Consider the following 14,923-nt stretch of genomic DNA (forward strand, 5'->3'; position numbering starts at 1 on the left):
CTGATGGGTCAGGCGTCTGGGGCGGCGGCGTTCAGGCCCAGCTCACCGAGCACGCGAACGCGGGATTCGTCGTCGGCGAGAACGCCTTCGATGGCTTTGCGAAACGCAGGGGCATTACCCAGAGGCCCCTTGAGTGCCACCAAGGCATCGCGCAGCTCCATCAGCTTTTTCAACTCGGGCACCTGCTCTACCAAGCTGGCCGGGTTGAAGTCCTTCATCGAGCTGACCCGCAGACTGACCGCCAGCTCATCAGCGTCACTGTCCTCCTGAAGACGGTTAGGCACGCTGAGCGTCAGACTCAGATCCTGCTTGGCCAAGACTTCGTCGAAGGTCATTTTGTCGATACTGATCGGCTTGCGATCTTCCACCTTGCGTTCATCCGGACGCTGGGTGTAATCGCCGATCGCCAGCAGTTTCAGCGGTAGCTCAATCTCCTCCTGAGCTCCGCCGGTCGCGGGTTTGAAGGTGACGTTGATGCGTTCCTTAGGGGCTACAGAGCCTTCTTTGGCCATGGTCCTTTCCTTGCGATTGTCGGCCCGTGGGCCTATTCGAGTACCACCTCGAGGTCGAGATGGCACAGCCTGCGATAAATCTCTTCCTTGCGTTCTCGCACTGCGTGGTTCTGCGGCAACAACTCACAGCAGCTATGCAGGAGGTGCAGCACTTCCAACGCAAGATCCGGCTCCCAGGCGTGCAAGCCTGAGTTCTGCAATTCTTGATCAAGGGTTTCCAGCTGGGTCTTGGCCAGCTCGTACTTCTTGGCGATGAAACACAGCCGCGCCAGGCTGAAATGCCAGAAGAACCTCACGCGACCGCCACGCGCACTCTGCAGGCCTGGCTTGAGTACTTGCACCGCCGCCTTGAGGCCATCCTTGCGCAGGATCGGCAAGACCTCTTCCAGGGCCTCCTCCCAAATCGGCTGGCTGGTGCTGGCGTCGACCTGACGCGGTGCGCTGGTGGCGGATAGGTGAGGCATGACATGGGCGCTGATCCAGCTTCGAGTGGCCGGATCGGCGAAGGGAGTGCCGTCGTGAAAGCGCAACTCCACCACTCCCGGCAGACGCTGCAGCAAGAGCGCAAAGTGAAATTCGACTTCACGCATGGCCTGATCGGCGTTCAACGCTTGCAAGCACTCCCAAACCATGCGCTGCCCGTCGAACCAAAAGGGTGCCCTGGACAGGCTGGCTTCGAGCTCCAGCAACAAATCAGCGAACTGACCACCGGCAAAGCGTTCCTGGTAAGCCTTGAGTTTGTCCCCAGGCAGCCCTCGCAATGCCGTGACCTGTTCAGCGTTACGCTCCGGGACACTATCGATGGGCAACCACAGCATGGTGCGGTTCAGGCGCAGGGAGCGCACGTCGGTAGCCTTCTGCTTGAGCCACCAGGCGCACAGAGGTCGGGCATGCTCCTGCAGCGCACGCAGGACCCTCTGAGCATCCTTTTCGTTATCGATCGACGAGGCCGATGAGAAGAGCTGGGTCGCTGCCTGCTTGACCTGTGCTACCACCGTGCCGACGGCGCCGGGCTCTGGCTGATGCTCGACGGCACGCTGGATCATGCTCGACAGCCGCCGACAGATGGGCAGCAACAAAGGAGCGTCATCGCCAAGATGCTGGGTCAGTACTGCATCAAGCTTTTCCAGATTCAGCACCAATCGACGAAACAGCGGTAACTGTTCCTTGATCGCGATGTTTTCGCTTAACGCCTGCTCCAGTCGAGGCACCAGCCAACTGATGGCGGCACCACGGGTACGCAGTTTATTGGGGTGGACCTCGACCCAATGCTGTTCACACAGGTACTGCAAGAGGCTGGAACCCGCCAGCAATCCTGCGAAGGACTCGCGCTGATACAGCGCCCAAGTGAGCCAGGCGGCCACCCGCAGATCCTTGGACTGCACACGTAGCAGGTTTTCACTGTTTTCAAGAACTTTCAGCCAGTCGATCTGACCGCTTTCATGCATGGACTGGGCTTTGGCCAACTCGTTTTCAAGGGCTTCGTATTCACTCGAAAAGCGAACATCCGCGCCCGCAAAACTCTCTTTGGAAATAGAGACTTTGGCGATCTCAAGATAATGAGCAGACAGTTTATTTGAGTAGTTCATCCATGACCTGTTTAAAGCTTTGCCGCAGAACAAATGGCTAGTGCTTTAAAAATATACCCCCTAACCCATAAATATTAATTTAAGAAAAATCCTAAACTTACGAGAATAATTCCCTTAACGTTTCAATTTTTCCTACAAGCGCACTCCGCGCTAGCACCTTTGTTACCGGCCTTTTCGCTCATGCAGTGCCGTCACGATGCATTGCCACAGATATATACCTCCATTAACCATGCTGTATCAAAAAGTAAAATCGGGGCGAGACAACCTTATTCAGCTAACGGCGCACCGAGAGAAAAATATAATTAGTTCATGTTTATCAACAACATAAGAAAATTACTTAGAAACCAAAACACAACCTCTTTTCAAGGTCGCGTCCAACAAGAGGAACACTCGGCTCAAGGTGTAACTCCCTGAAATAGCGGTACAACAGCTTCCAAAAAAATGGAAACTGCTCGGCGATTCATTATGAGAGTGCTGGCTTTGCGTTGTTGTAGCACCGGACATGGGCCATGTTTTTACTTACCCAAAATGGTCCTGATGTGTTGTTTGATCATGGCGTTTGAATGTTGGGCGGAGCCCTAGGCCTAAACATCACCGTTCTTAATTGAGGGCAGCTTTTAGACTCAGAAGTTTCAACTGACTTTACAGACCGGTCTCATCTTAGCGTTTGCGCACGCTTTGCCAGGTTGAGCGCCATCTTGCATCCGAGCCAGGCAAGATACGGGTCTGGCCTCTCTAAAGCTTAAGAATGAGTCTATGTTCGCGTCAGTCGACACTGCACATTTTGTGCTGTCCATCCCTGCCGTTCGCCACGACTTCAAGGGGCTGGTCTTCAAGGGTTGCGAAGCCATCTGCGAGCTGTATGCGATCCGTATCGAGCTGATTTCGGACAACCCTAGGCTTTGTACGAAAACCCTTGATACTCGGTGATGCTGCGTTGAAAACGGTCTCGTGCGCGAGTCCGATCGGAATGCTCATTTACACCCAGTAAAGTCGAACGCGACCCCGGCCGTTCCTCGGCCATTTTCGCCTTGCCTGACCTTCGTTCGGACAGAGCCTAATGTCGAGCTGAAAAGCCTACTCAACCAACCGGCGTCCTTGCAGTTCGGCCTGGACGGTGAAGGCATCCACGGCCTGATCGACGATCATCGAAATCGGCGACTGCGGTAAATGCATGACCCGCTATGCCAGCGAGAGACTTGGCCATGAGGCGATCTGATCAGCCGCGCATCGAAAACGCCCTCGGCCTTCCCAGCCAGGCCTACAACTTCCATACCAACCAGATCGGCACACCGCAGGAAATGACCGATGTCGGAGGGCTCGAGGTGTCGCGCGTACTACAAAGCATGAGGAGAACGCTATCGCAGAATCGGATGGAGCAGAATCTGTGTTTTCAGGGGGGATCACGTTTGGGAAAGAGGACTGAACTACAGAACCTTCAGTAAGACGATCCCGCGGTGGGGCGATTTCCCACGCAAGGTCCGATTGAGTTGATGGGCGGGGATAACCTAAATCGGTATGCGCCGACAACAAACCGTGTTCAGCACTTGACCAGATTTGAGCGTTTGAAACGTACTCAATTCTGGACTTAAACGCACTGGATAATGCTGGATTTGAGTGAAAACCACAGAAACGAAAAAAGGACCCTTAGGTCCTTTTTTCGATCGCAGTAGAAATCGACTGAATTCTACAACGCTATATTTGGAGCGGGAAACGAGACTCGCATCTAGCGTCCGACCCATTGAAATCTAAGGGTTTTCTTCTATTCCCTAAGTAGGAATGGACTTGATTATGGACTCACCCTCCACACGTATCAAGAGCCAACGTCCAGCAAGAAGCCTAACAATCCCGATAGATCAACGCCTCTGGCAGATCCACATCCCATACCACTCCCGGGTCGGTCACTGCCACCTCGACCACCTTGCCCGAGGTAAACAGGCACTTGGCACCGCGATCACCGGACAAGCCTTGCAATGCAGCGCCATAAGCCCGACCAAACCCCACCGGATGCCCCAGATCGTCACCCAGCCGAGGCACGCTGATGCCCTCCTCGGTCAACGCCTCGATTACCCGCGTTATGGTGCCAGGCAAGATAAAGGGCATATCCCCCAGCAAAATCACCCAACCACCGGCATCGGCACTAGCAGCCACTGCCGCCGCCAGACTCTGGCCCATGCCAAGGGAATCCAGCAACAGCACCTGGCAGCCATAAGCCTGCGCCAGTTCCGCCACCTGCGGCCGACCCGGCGTCGTGACCAGTACCCGCCTAGGCATTTCCACCGGCAGGTTGACCAGCACCTGTTCCAGCACCGGTCGCAATACACCATCGCGACCTCTGCAAGGTGCCAGCAACTTATCCTGATCGCTCCCTGCCACCTCTCGATAACGACTGCCCTGCCCCGCCGCCAGGATGACGGCGCAAGGCGGGGCAATCATGTGGTCGCCTCGGCCACTCGGGCCAACGGCTTCTTCTGCAAGGGCTCAATGCCATTCTTGATCGCCACGATCTCCGCCATCAGCGACAGGGCAATCTCCGCCGGCGTATGACTGCCGATGTGCAACCCCACCGGGCCATGCAAACGCTCGATGGCCGGCGCTGACAATCCCAAGAGCGCCAGATTGTCCCGACGTTTCTGGCTGTTGACCCGAGACCCCAGGGCTCCGACATAAAACGCCGGGGAATCGAGCGCCGTCAGCAGGGCCATGTCATCCAGACGCGGATCGTGAGTCAGCGCCACCACCGCCGTGCGCTCATCGGGCTTAATACTCAGCACCGCATCGTCGGGCATGCCGGCGACAAAGCGCCCATCCTGATCCTCCCACCCTTGCACGAACTCCTGGCGCGGATCACAGACCAGCACCTCGAAGTCCAGCAGACGGGCCATTTGCGCCACATAACGGGAAAGCTGCCCGGCACCGATCAGCAACAGACGCCAGCGCGGCCCATAGATCGCCCGCAGAGTGAGCCCGTCGAACGCCAGCTCATCCGTCTTGCTCGCCGCCTTGAGCAGCACCTGGCCGCTACTCAGGTTCAATTCCCGAGCCACGATCTGGTGCGCTTCGCAGCGCTCCAGCAACTCGGCGACCCAGGAAGGATCGCCAACCCGCTCCTCGGTGAGGCGCAAGGTGCCGCCACAAGGCAGGCCAAAACGTGCCGCCTCCTCCAGGGTCACACCATAGGTCAGCAACTGCACCGGCGGCCCGGACAGGGACAAGCGCCCATCCGCCAGGCGCGTGATCAAGTCGTCCTCGATACAACCGCCGGATACCGAGCCAATCACCACCCCATCGTCGCGCAAGGCCAACATGGCACCCGGCAACCGGGGCGCACTGCCCCAAGTCTGCACCACGCTATAGAGCACCACCGTGCGCCCGGCGCGGCGCCACTCCAGAACACTGCGCAGGACATTCAGGTCGACGCTGTCCATCAGGCACCCGCCTGCTGCCAACCCTGCAGCTGGTAGCGCACGGGCAGATTGCGGATGCGCTTGCCGGTGGCGGCGAAGATGGCGTTGCACAGGGCCGGCGCAATGGGCGGTACACCCGGTTCACCAACGCCCCCAAGCGGCACCTCGCCCGGCGGAGTCAGCAAATGCACCTGCACCTCTTTCGGCGCCAGGGACATGCGTGCCACCTCATACATATGGAAATTGTCCTGCTGCACCTTACCGTCCTTGAAGCTGATCTCCCCCAGCACCGCATTGCCCAGGCCCATGACACAAGCCCCCTCGAACTGCGAACGAATGCGCTCGGGGTTGATCTGCGGACCGCAATCCACGGCGATATCGGCCTTGTGCACAATCAGCGTGCCATCCTCCTTCACCTCCACTTCGATCACCGCTGCCACGTAGGTCACGAAGCTGTAGTGCACCGCCAACCCCAGGCCACGCCCCTTGGGCAGCGAGCGCCCCCACCCGGCGGCCTTGGCCGCGGTTTCCAGCACCGCGCGCATGCGCCCGGTATCGATCGGGTAACGCTCAGGGGACTCGCCGTAATTCCATTCTTCGCTCAGGGTTCGCGGATCGATCTGACGGTCCGGCCCCAACAGCTTGAGCTGGTACTTCAGTGGGTCCTGGCCCGCCTTGTGGGCCAGTTCGTCGACAAAACTCTGAATGGCAAAACCGTGGGGAATGTTCGAGACCGAGCGATACCAACCCACCCGGGTATGGGCCGCCGCTTCGGGGTTTTCCAGGCGCACATTGGGAATCGCATAGGCCATGTTGGTGAAGCCCATGCCCAGCTCGAAGGCGCCTTCATGGTTCATCCCCGGGGCAAACAACGCGGTAATGCTCGGCGCCACGGTGCGATGCAGCCAGGCGGCGGGCATGCCGTCCTCGCTTAACCCGGCCTTGAGGTACTCCGCCGACACCGTATGGAAGTAGGAGTGGTGGATATCATCCTCCCGGGTCCACTGCACCCGCACCGCCTTACCGGGAAATGCCTTGGCCAGGATGGCCGCTTCCAGAATGAAGTCCGGCTTGGATTTGCGTCCGAAGCCGCCGCCCAGCAGGGTGACGTTGACCGTGACCTGGTCAAAGCCGATGCCCAGGCGCTCGGCAATCCGCTCACGGGTCACCTGAGGCGCCTGACTCGGCGCCCAGGCCTCGCAACGGCCATCCACGAAGCGCGCCACGGCCACCATCGGCTCCATGGGTGCCTGGGCCAGGTGCGGCAGGTAATAGGTGGCTTCCAGGCTGCTCTGCGCACCACTCAGGGCTTCATCCAGGTTGCCGGTGCTGCGCACCACCTTGCCCGGCTTTTGCGCCGCCGCCTCCAACTCCTTGCGATATTCGATGGAGTTGTACCCGGCATTGACTCCATCCTCCCACTCGATCTTCAAGGCATCGCGGCCCTTGATCGCGGCCCAGGTGTTGCTCGCCACCACCGCCACACCGCCCAGGGGCTGGAACTCGGAAGGCAACGGACGGCCATCGATGGGCATGACCTTGATCACCCCAGGCACCTTCAGCGCTGCACTGTCATCCACGGACTTGACCTTGCCGCCATAGACTCGAGGCCGCGCCACCGCCGCAAACAACATGCCTTCAAAGTGCACATCGGCGCCGTACACCGCACGACCATTGACGATGTCCTCGCCGTCGATGGCCCGGGTCGCCTCTTTACCGATATAGCGAAACTCCGACGCCTGCTTCAGCCGCAGGCTGTCCCGGGCCGGCACCGCCAGAGCCCCCGCCGCTGCGGCCAGAGCGCCATAGCCCAGTTCGCGCCCGCTGGGTTGGTGAACCACTTTGTGCAACTGCGCCCGGCACTCGCTCAGCGGTACTTGCCATTGCTCGGCGGCGGCCTGTTCCAGCATGGTTCGCGCAGCGGCGCCGCAACGACGCATGGGCTCGTACCAATGGCGCATGCTGCGCGAACCGTCGGTGTCCTGGTTGCCAAAGCGCGCCTCGTCCCCGGGCGCCTGCTTGACCTTGACCTGAGCCCAATCGGCCTCCAGCTCATCAGCCACCACCATGCTCAGGCTGGTCCGCACCCCCTGGCCCATCTCCGAACGGTTGCAGATCACCGTCACGCTGCCGTCACTGGCGATGCTCACATAGACCTTGGGATCGTCGACCCAGCCATGGGGCATGCCGTCGGCACCGAACTTCTGGTCTTCGGCAAACGCCTGCTGCCAGCCCCAACTGGCCGCCAGCACCAGGGCTCCGGTTGCACCCACGCCCTTGAGAAAACTCCGGCGGCTGAGGTTGCTCAGGGCAAAATCACTGGGTAGGTGGTTCATGCCTTGACCTCCTGCAGATGGTTGGCTGCCTGGCGAATCGCGGTCTTGATACGGTTGTAGGTACCGCAGCGACAGATATTGCCGAGCATCGCCTCCTCGATCTGCTCGTCGCTGGGATTGGGATGGGTCTTGAGCAATGCAGTGGCGGACATGATCTGTCCGCCCTGGCAATAACCGCACTGGGCCACCGCTGTATCCAGCCAGGCCTGCTGCACCACCTGCCCGACCGGATCGTTGTGCAGGTTATCGATGGTGCTGATGTTCTTGCCCAGCACCGAGCCGGCCGGGGTGATGCAACTGCGCGCCGGATCACCGTCGATATGAACGGTGCAGGCGCCGCACAGGCCCATGCCGCAGCCGAATTTGGTGCCGCTGTAACCCGCCACATCGCGGATGGCCCACAACAGTGGCATGTCCTCGGTGACGTCCAGTGGATGATCTTGACCGTTGAGCTTCAGGGTAATCATGGGCACGCCCGCATTCTATGAGGTGATGGGGTCGAGCCATCTGCCACGCAGCAGCGCGGCTGCGGTGCGCGCAGATCGGCTCAGGCTAATCGGGCTGACTGTTATGTCTCCAAGACTTTTAACTAGTTAGCCCTACTTGAATAATAATCTTCATTTTTACAACAGCATCTATCTTTGATGAAAAGTCAATTTGCAACTGCGAACTGGTTACTATCTAAAATGGCTCAATCCAGCTTGCTGGTATAGTGTTCCGCCTCTCCAAAATCGTTCAACAAACTCCAGAGAACATCTGACTTCGAAATGGGGTCAGCAAGAACTATCTTTTTTTCCTCGAACGGAGGCACATAGAAAACTTCGGACACCTTAACTCCAGATATTTCCAGTGCTGAAAAATTCAAATAATAAGGTGAATTATTCTTTATTAAGACACCATCATTTACTCTACTCCAGCTGACTTTTTCAAAAAGATTTTTAGTTTTCATACCAACCAATGCTTGGGGTCTGTAAAAAACCTTAACACATCTACTAACACTAAACTTAACACCCACCTGTAAAGAGTCCGCCTGCTCTTCCTCGCCCAAAGTTGGTGGAATTGCTTTGACACAGAGCCAATACATCGACTCTCTATCAACAGCGCTTATTTCAGAGACCTTAATAACTCTTAAGATACTTGTATCAAGCGCATCCAACTTAAACAATGGAGGAACAACCTTAAAAGGTGCTGGTGCAACTTTATCCTCACTGTAAACCCTAGACTGTATAAGTACAGGCCTAGGTGTTGGATTGGTGACTCTAAGCTCAGACTCTTTCTTATTGTTAATTACCAATCTGCTTTTTTCGAGGGTCACTGAGTATGTATCAGAAGCTACAGCCTGCAACGCTGAGAGCCCAACAATCGTAAAAATGGAAATTCGCAAAAAAAATTTCATGATAGCTATCCGATTATTCATTCACAAAGAGCTTCGGTAGAAGATACACCCGCCGCGGCTAATCTACCCACATCTAGTTTTGCGGTACATGTGCTCCCTTTACCCCACTTTACGGCAAGTGTTACTTCAGCTTCCGGCAGTCCCTCAAGATAAACAACGGCCCCCTCATCCGCAATACCACTTACCAAACCATCAACAGTTGACACAATAGCTCCAAAAGGAACCTTTGAACCATCATGCTTATGAAGATTTACAAACAACCCATATCCAAATTTCGCAGAAAAATCAACCTTAATAAAAGACTCCTTAACAGGAACCACACTCTGTAATGGTTTATCAACGTACAATCCCTCAGGAAAAGTAGTTGAATCTAAAAAAATCTTGTTCTCCCTATATGGCTGCAAGCCCGAGACAATGGCATTACCACGAGAATCAGTTACCACTCCCGGTGAATAGCCAGCCTTTACGTCTTTGACCTTACTTACAGAAACGATAGCTGAGGGCCTAGTAATAGTCTGAGAGAAAATCAATCCATCATCATAAATAAGAACCCCACCCGCCGCCCTGTAATTATAACGATCGACACTATCACTACTGCCATAACCTGCCGCCAGCTGCCCGTAAGCACCTTTGTAGGACAGATTTAAATGACGATTATCGCCCCCCATCTGGTCGTGTGAGTTCTGAGCCCCCCAACTCAAACGTTGCTCAAAGGCGCTACCGCTAATATTGGTATTCTGAGCGACTCGTCCACTTCCCAGATCGTTAATACTATGACTGACATAGGTAGGTATATTATACAAAGACAGTGGCATTGAAACAGAAAAACTGAAAAGTCTGTCACTGCTGTAGTTGCTAGTGTAATTGGTAGCACTCAAAGAAAAATTGATGTTCCGCCAAGATTGACTATAACCAAGGCTATATTCAGCCCTATTGCCTCTGGAGCGTTTGTAGAACTCATTATTCGAGGAAACATAAATCCGTCCCCATCGACCAAGCGGTTGACTTATATTGGATCTGATTTTGTAATCCCGCGCACTCAGCACATCAAATGTATAACACCCCTCAAGAGAGCAATTAACTTTTTGTGCATCTGCCATGGCCCGATAGCCTTCATTGTATTTATAAATAGAAAGACTGAAATCTGTGCGCGAGCTACCCAAAAACTTGTGATACCTGACACGACCATAAGAGCCAGATAATGCAGCTCCATCCAAACTTTTGTAATCAGCCCGAGTAACGTCGAGGGACACAGCTCCAAACCTCCCGAGAGTTTTCCCTAAGCCTAATGCATAAGCACTATATTCAGGTGAAACCTGCCCTCCGCCATAAGTCGTTAAACCATAGGTTAAACCATGTTTATATTCGGCCTGTAAGAATTCCATTTTTTTATCACTATAACTTACCTCCGCTAATTGACCAGCGACAACTGAATACTTGAATAGCCCGGGATTCAAAAATACGGGCAAGAAAGAATACGGAACCACAAATGCCTGACTACTCCCGTCTGACTCCTTGATGACAACATCAATATCACCACCCCGAGAGAGCGGATTTATTCCTTCAAGAGAAAAAGCACCAGGTGATACCGCCTCACTATATATCAAATCTCCTGCCTGCCTGACCTCAACAACTGCGTTGGTTCTAGCTATTCCAGTTATAAGTGGCGCAAAACCAGAGCTATTGACATCAGCGACATAATCATCAGACTCCAACTGAACGCCACGATAAGAAATACTGTCAAATATATCAGCCTGCGTATTCGATGCGCCCAACGTCAGCTCACTAGCTATAGAGTACAATGTCCGCTTTAGATAAGTAGAATTTGAGCGCCAACGAGCTTCACTTTTATCACTATAACTACCCGTGGAGAAATTCCTTAGTCGCCAATCGCCCACATTGACGCCGGACTGCAGAGATAAAAAATTAGACGACACATTTTCAGCGTCACCTTTTTTCACCACATATTCACTACCACTGAGATTATAATTAGAATAAAATGCCGAGATACTCTTTTGCCATGTTTTTTCATGTGCCAAGTTTGAACGTCTTTCTTTATTTACAAAGACCTGAGGGACTTGCACATACAACCGAAGAAGATTGAAGTCAAACTTAAAGCTTGCCCCAGGAATAGAAAAAAGATCCACGCAACTGTCTGCGGAAAACTGTACCACCTTAACAAATTCGCGCTTAACCCCAAATAAATAAAAGTCTTTACCGGAAAGGCATGGCTCCAAACGTTTGTTGTTTTTTGAAAAATAAAAATTCACATCTAAATTATCAAAAAAAATATTATTCATATAGACAGACACTCTATAAAAGCCTGCCGGCTGAATTCCAAAGTTTTCAATTAAAGAAATATCAAAATCTTCTTCACCCTCCATGCCTAACAGCCTACTATCAAACTTATATGCCTCACAGAACGCCATGGTTGAATACAAAAAGAGAAAAATACTGCCAACGAGCCACCTGAACACATTGCTCCTCCCGAACTTAAAAATTAAAGTCCAGCAATAAAATATCCAGAAAATATTAAATAACTTTTAATTTAAAACCCCTAAACAATATATCAAAGAGCATATTCAAACTAACCAAACTTATCGGTACATAAATATTTTTCATACATATACGAGTCACGTGCAGCCTCTCCTTCTAGACCAATAGCAGCTCCATCAACAACATAAAAAAAACTTGAGTTACCGAACGCAAATAGATTTCCGTCGACCAGTCTATCAAATACACATCCTTGACTAACCCCCTCGACCGCTCCAGACATGAGATGAGAAACAGGTCTCTCATCCGCCAACAAAGCTGGAGCTAGGCACTGTTTGCCATTTTCGAGCCGTATATAAATCCGCTCTATATAGATACTCTTCTCCAAGCTTCTATTTAAAAGCTCATATAGCTCAGCGGAACAGACTTCGGTGAAAGCAATATTACTTTCTTTGAGAGCAACCTCACTGTTTGAATAATTTTTACCAAGCGCTTGCATTGAGGTTTTCTGATAAGTGCTCAGTTCGGAAACTTTAAAGACGTACAGGTTTGCAAGCATGCTGCTACACAAATAACAGAGCACCGCCAAAGTAAAGTACTTTATTGTATAATAACCCATAACTCTAATACCAAAAACCGAACATATATCTTAAAACTCTGAATGGATGCACATTAAACAGATACATCCCATATATTATATTCATGAACACTCGCCACTCTCCAACATTGAAAAAGCAATTCTTCAAAACACAACACAACTCGCTTACTCTTGCGGCCATAAAATATTGTACTAACAGCATACTGCGCCGCATAAACAAGGATATGAAATTGGCGCCTTTGCAATAAGCAAAAGCGCCAATTTACTTAGATACTATTGCGTATAAACAACAACAGTTAAGGTGTCATTAAATTCACCAGAGCTCAGATAAGGAGCTGCATTTGCACTTGCAATGATATTTAATCCACTATGACGCCCTGTAACTTCCCCCTCAAAAATTGCAACTGCGTTATCATTACTACAAATTTGTTGACTATTACTACCATCCTGATCAGCGATGCAGTAATCGATTTTCTGCGAAGATTCAGCATTCAAGAGTTTGTAGTCATTCACAGTAGTTATCTTCACAGCTGAAATACTCCCCGAATCGACATCTAACTCAATAGTCCCCATAATCTTGCCTTCTGTTAGCTCAGCAGCACTAATAGCCAAGCCTGGAATATACCTTGCTGTCAAATTAACTGGATTTTGAATGGTTTGAGCCACACTGATTGTGGAGGTTGCAGACCCGCTATATACTTGAGGCGGTGTTGAAGAAATGGTAAAGCTCGCACTCGCATAAGATGAAAACACTAGTGCAAACGGAATACTAATTGCTACGGTCCGATATAAATTTTGCATATAGAGCTCCTGCTGATTTTAAATTTATTTTTTGCGAAAAAATTCGCGCATGCATCATCCCCCAACTCAATGGACACCCAAAGTGAAAAGTCATGAAAGATACAGAGTAACGACTCTTGTCACGCCTCTCCCCCATTCTTGAAGCACTACCAAAAGACGCAAAAGACAAAAAAGTGTTACGTGAAGGATAAATTTCATATCGTCTTATATACTCTTCAGAGAAATAGACGACAACAGCTCCAGATAGATTGCTAGGGTTACTAGAAATCGGGTTGTCGTTTGCCTAGTGCTCGCCTCGATTAGCAACCTCTAAATGAGAGAGACTAGCCCCTAGCATGGATAAAACTAACATTTAAAAAACAACCGCTACATATGAAATTAAATTATTATTCGACAACGTAACAGGTAACAGCAATATGAAAGAAAAATTAACTTTTTAATAAAAAAACCGCAAACCAACACTCACTACAAATAGTTAGCCGGGGCAACCAGATCATAGTTATACACCCCCCCTTTAAAAAATATAAAAGGCAACGCTCTAGCAAAATCATTACAAACTAAACTATCAACTTCGGCGGCAATAAACTTTACCTTATTACTTTCAATCTCGGCACACATTCGCTCATGCAATAGTTCAAAATTTATTCCACGCGCTTTTTGGGTTGATATCAAAGATAATGACCTCATTGAAATCAGCACGAAATCGCAGAGATTAAGTGCCTCCATTACCCCACCATCAAACTCACAAAAATTTATGCTGCGCTCACAACAAAATTTCACTCCGGCATATTTAGCTTCATACAGATGCTTTACAATCTTAACTTTCCCCATCAAACTCATAGACACATATACTTCATCTTTAAGCACGAGCACCAATACCAGTACCAGTCCCGCCTCAGCTAAAGCCTCGCCACAACGAATAATATTATTTAATAGGGTTATATCCAGTAAATCAGATCGCCTGATACTGATAAAGCGCTTCCGTGCGCTTTTCTTTCCAACATAATTAACATTAGTAGCAGAGTATATTGCAAGACTGGTACGCGCCAGTAACTCGCAGCACATACGCTTATATTCCATGTCTGAAAGAACTGTACTTTCACTCAAATCCCATATGCCTTTAGAGTTTATGAGTCGCATATCGAATCCAACAACTCCATAATCCCTATCTACAAGTGGCTGCTGAGTTATCAGATGCTGCCCCGGCCTAGTTTCCTCGTGTGTATTTTTCTTCACAAGTCATTACCTTCGTTCGCTTCGCTTACTTTAGTTTTTTGAATCTACGCATGTACACGTTTACTCATACATAAAGCTAAGAGATACAATTCTGTACCAAGCATTTAGCAAAGATATAACCCATACCAATGGGTGAAAAAACTAAATTCTTATGATTGATTGATTCACGAAGCACTCTTTCTCAACTGCCTCCCCATCAGTCTCGCCAGCTGATTTCTTGGTAGACCTAATAACGTGCATTAGCGATATACGCACGCTTTCACCACTAACAGAAATGCAGAGCACTTAGAGAAACATCGAAAAGGCGCTAAAAAGCTGATTTTCCTTGAACGGTCGATCCATGGAGAAAGCGTTATTTGAAATTACACCCAAGCGCCAATTAGTGCATATGACATTGATGCACCGAACTAGTCTAAAAACGAGGACGGAAATGTAGTTTTCAGATGTATCAGACCAGGAAAAGTAACCTGTATTTATTTGCGATGAAGTGCATATCGGGACAGATATGGAAGAGGAACTAGTCCACCACACTCACTATACGGAGAGAAATGAGTC

Annotated in this window: 11 protein-coding genes; all 11 read right to left on the reverse strand. The window is 51.0% G+C overall.

Features of this window, described 5'->3' with window-relative positions:
- Positions 1-8: 8 nt before the first annotated feature.
- Positions 9-512 (reverse strand): type VI secretion system contractile sheath small subunit, encoded by a 504-nt coding sequence (gene tssB, locus KHO49_RS17275; RefSeq protein ID WP_102864948.1) that lies wholly within the window; start codon positions 510-512, stop codon positions 9-11.
- 32 nt (positions 513-544) lie between these two features.
- A complete protein-coding gene (gene tssA / locus KHO49_RS17280; RefSeq protein ID WP_213665440.1) occupies positions 545-2,101 on the reverse strand; it encodes a type VI secretion system protein TssA in 1,557 nt (518 codons plus the stop codon).
- Positions 2,102-3,940: 1,839 nt separating this feature from the next.
- On the reverse strand, positions 3,941-4,537 hold the full coding sequence (locus KHO49_RS17285; protein ID WP_213665441.1) for a nucleotidyltransferase family protein: 597 nt from the start codon (positions 4,535-4,537) through the stop codon (positions 3,941-3,943).
- Positions 4,534-5,529, reverse strand: coding sequence for an XdhC family protein (locus tag KHO49_RS17290; RefSeq protein WP_102863919.1), 996 nt, complete (start codon positions 5,527-5,529; stop codon positions 4,534-4,536). Before KHO49_RS17290 ends, KHO49_RS17285 begins: the two co-directional genes overlap by 4 nt.
- Positions 5,529-7,844: a xanthine dehydrogenase family protein molybdopterin-binding subunit gene (locus tag KHO49_RS17295; protein ID WP_213665442.1), complete on the reverse strand. Its 2,316-nt coding sequence runs from the start codon at positions 7,842-7,844 to the stop codon at positions 5,529-5,531. The genes KHO49_RS17290 and KHO49_RS17295 overlap by 1 nt, the downstream gene beginning before the upstream one ends.
- Complete coding sequence (locus tag KHO49_RS17300; protein ID WP_213665443.1) at positions 7,841-8,311, reverse strand: (2Fe-2S)-binding protein; 471 nt, start codon at positions 8,309-8,311, stop codon at positions 7,841-7,843. Before KHO49_RS17300 ends, KHO49_RS17295 begins: the two co-directional genes overlap by 4 nt.
- 224 nt (positions 8,312-8,535) lie before the next feature.
- Positions 8,536-9,240 (reverse strand): fimbrial biogenesis chaperone, encoded by a 705-nt coding sequence (locus tag KHO49_RS17305; protein WP_213665444.1) that lies wholly within the window; start codon positions 9,238-9,240, stop codon positions 8,536-8,538.
- 17 nt (positions 9,241-9,257) lie between these two features.
- Entirely contained in the window at positions 9,258-11,669 is a 2,412-nt protein-coding gene (locus KHO49_RS17310) for a fimbria/pilus outer membrane usher protein (RefSeq protein WP_283777122.1), read from the reverse strand.
- 158 nt (positions 11,670-11,827) lie between these two features.
- Positions 11,828-12,292, reverse strand: coding sequence for a hypothetical protein (locus KHO49_RS17315; RefSeq protein ID WP_213665446.1), 465 nt, complete (start codon positions 12,290-12,292; stop codon positions 11,828-11,830).
- 312 nt (positions 12,293-12,604) lie between these two features.
- A complete protein-coding gene (locus KHO49_RS17320) occupies positions 12,605-13,132 on the reverse strand; it encodes a hypothetical protein (protein ID WP_213665447.1) in 528 nt (175 codons plus the stop codon).
- 465 nt (positions 13,133-13,597) lie between these two features.
- A complete protein-coding gene (locus KHO49_RS17325; RefSeq protein ID WP_213665448.1) occupies positions 13,598-14,368 on the reverse strand; it encodes a hypothetical protein in 771 nt (256 codons plus the stop codon).
- Positions 14,369-14,923 lie beyond the last annotated feature (555 nt).

It is taken from the genome of Pseudomonas sp. RC4D1, from assembly GCF_018390395.1.
GTDB classification, from domain to species: domain Bacteria; phylum Pseudomonadota; class Gammaproteobacteria; order Pseudomonadales; family Pseudomonadaceae; genus Aquipseudomonas; species Aquipseudomonas danubii.

Bases quoted from the DNA above. Each gene is read 5' to 3' on its own strand.
- KHO49_RS17290 (WP_102863919.1), bottom strand. From the start codon at position 5,529: ATGGACAGCGTCGACCTGAATGTCCTGCGCAGTGTTCTGGAGTGGCGC.
- KHO49_RS17295 (WP_213665442.1), bottom strand. From the start codon at position 7,844: ATGAACCACCTACCCAGTGATTTTGCCCTGAGCAACCTCAGCCGCCGG.
- KHO49_RS17305 (WP_213665444.1), bottom strand. From the start codon at position 9,240: ATGAAATTTTTTTTGCGAATTTCCATTTTTACGATTGTTGGGCTCTCA.
- KHO49_RS17300 (WP_213665443.1), bottom strand. From the start codon at position 8,311: ATGATTACCCTGAAGCTCAACGGTCAAGATCATCCACTGGACGTCACC.
- KHO49_RS17285 (WP_213665441.1), bottom strand. From the start codon at position 4,537: ATGATTGCCCCGCCTTGCGCCGTCATCCTGGCGGCGGGGCAGGGCAGT.
- KHO49_RS17310 (WP_283777122.1), bottom strand. From the start codon at position 11,669: ATGGCGTTCTGTGAGGCATATAAGTTTGATAGTAGGCTGTTAGGCATG.
- tssB (WP_102864948.1), bottom strand. From the start codon at position 512: ATGGCCAAAGAAGGCTCTGTAGCCCCTAAGGAACGCATCAACGTCACC.
- KHO49_RS17320 (WP_213665447.1), bottom strand. From the start codon at position 13,132: ATGCAAAATTTATATCGGACCGTAGCAATTAGTATTCCGTTTGCACTA.
- tssA (WP_213665440.1), bottom strand. From the start codon at position 2,101: ATGAACTACTCAAATAAACTGTCTGCTCATTATCTTGAGATCGCCAAA.
- KHO49_RS17315 (WP_213665446.1), bottom strand. From the start codon at position 12,292: ATGCTTGCAAACCTGTACGTCTTTAAAGTTTCCGAACTGAGCACTTAT.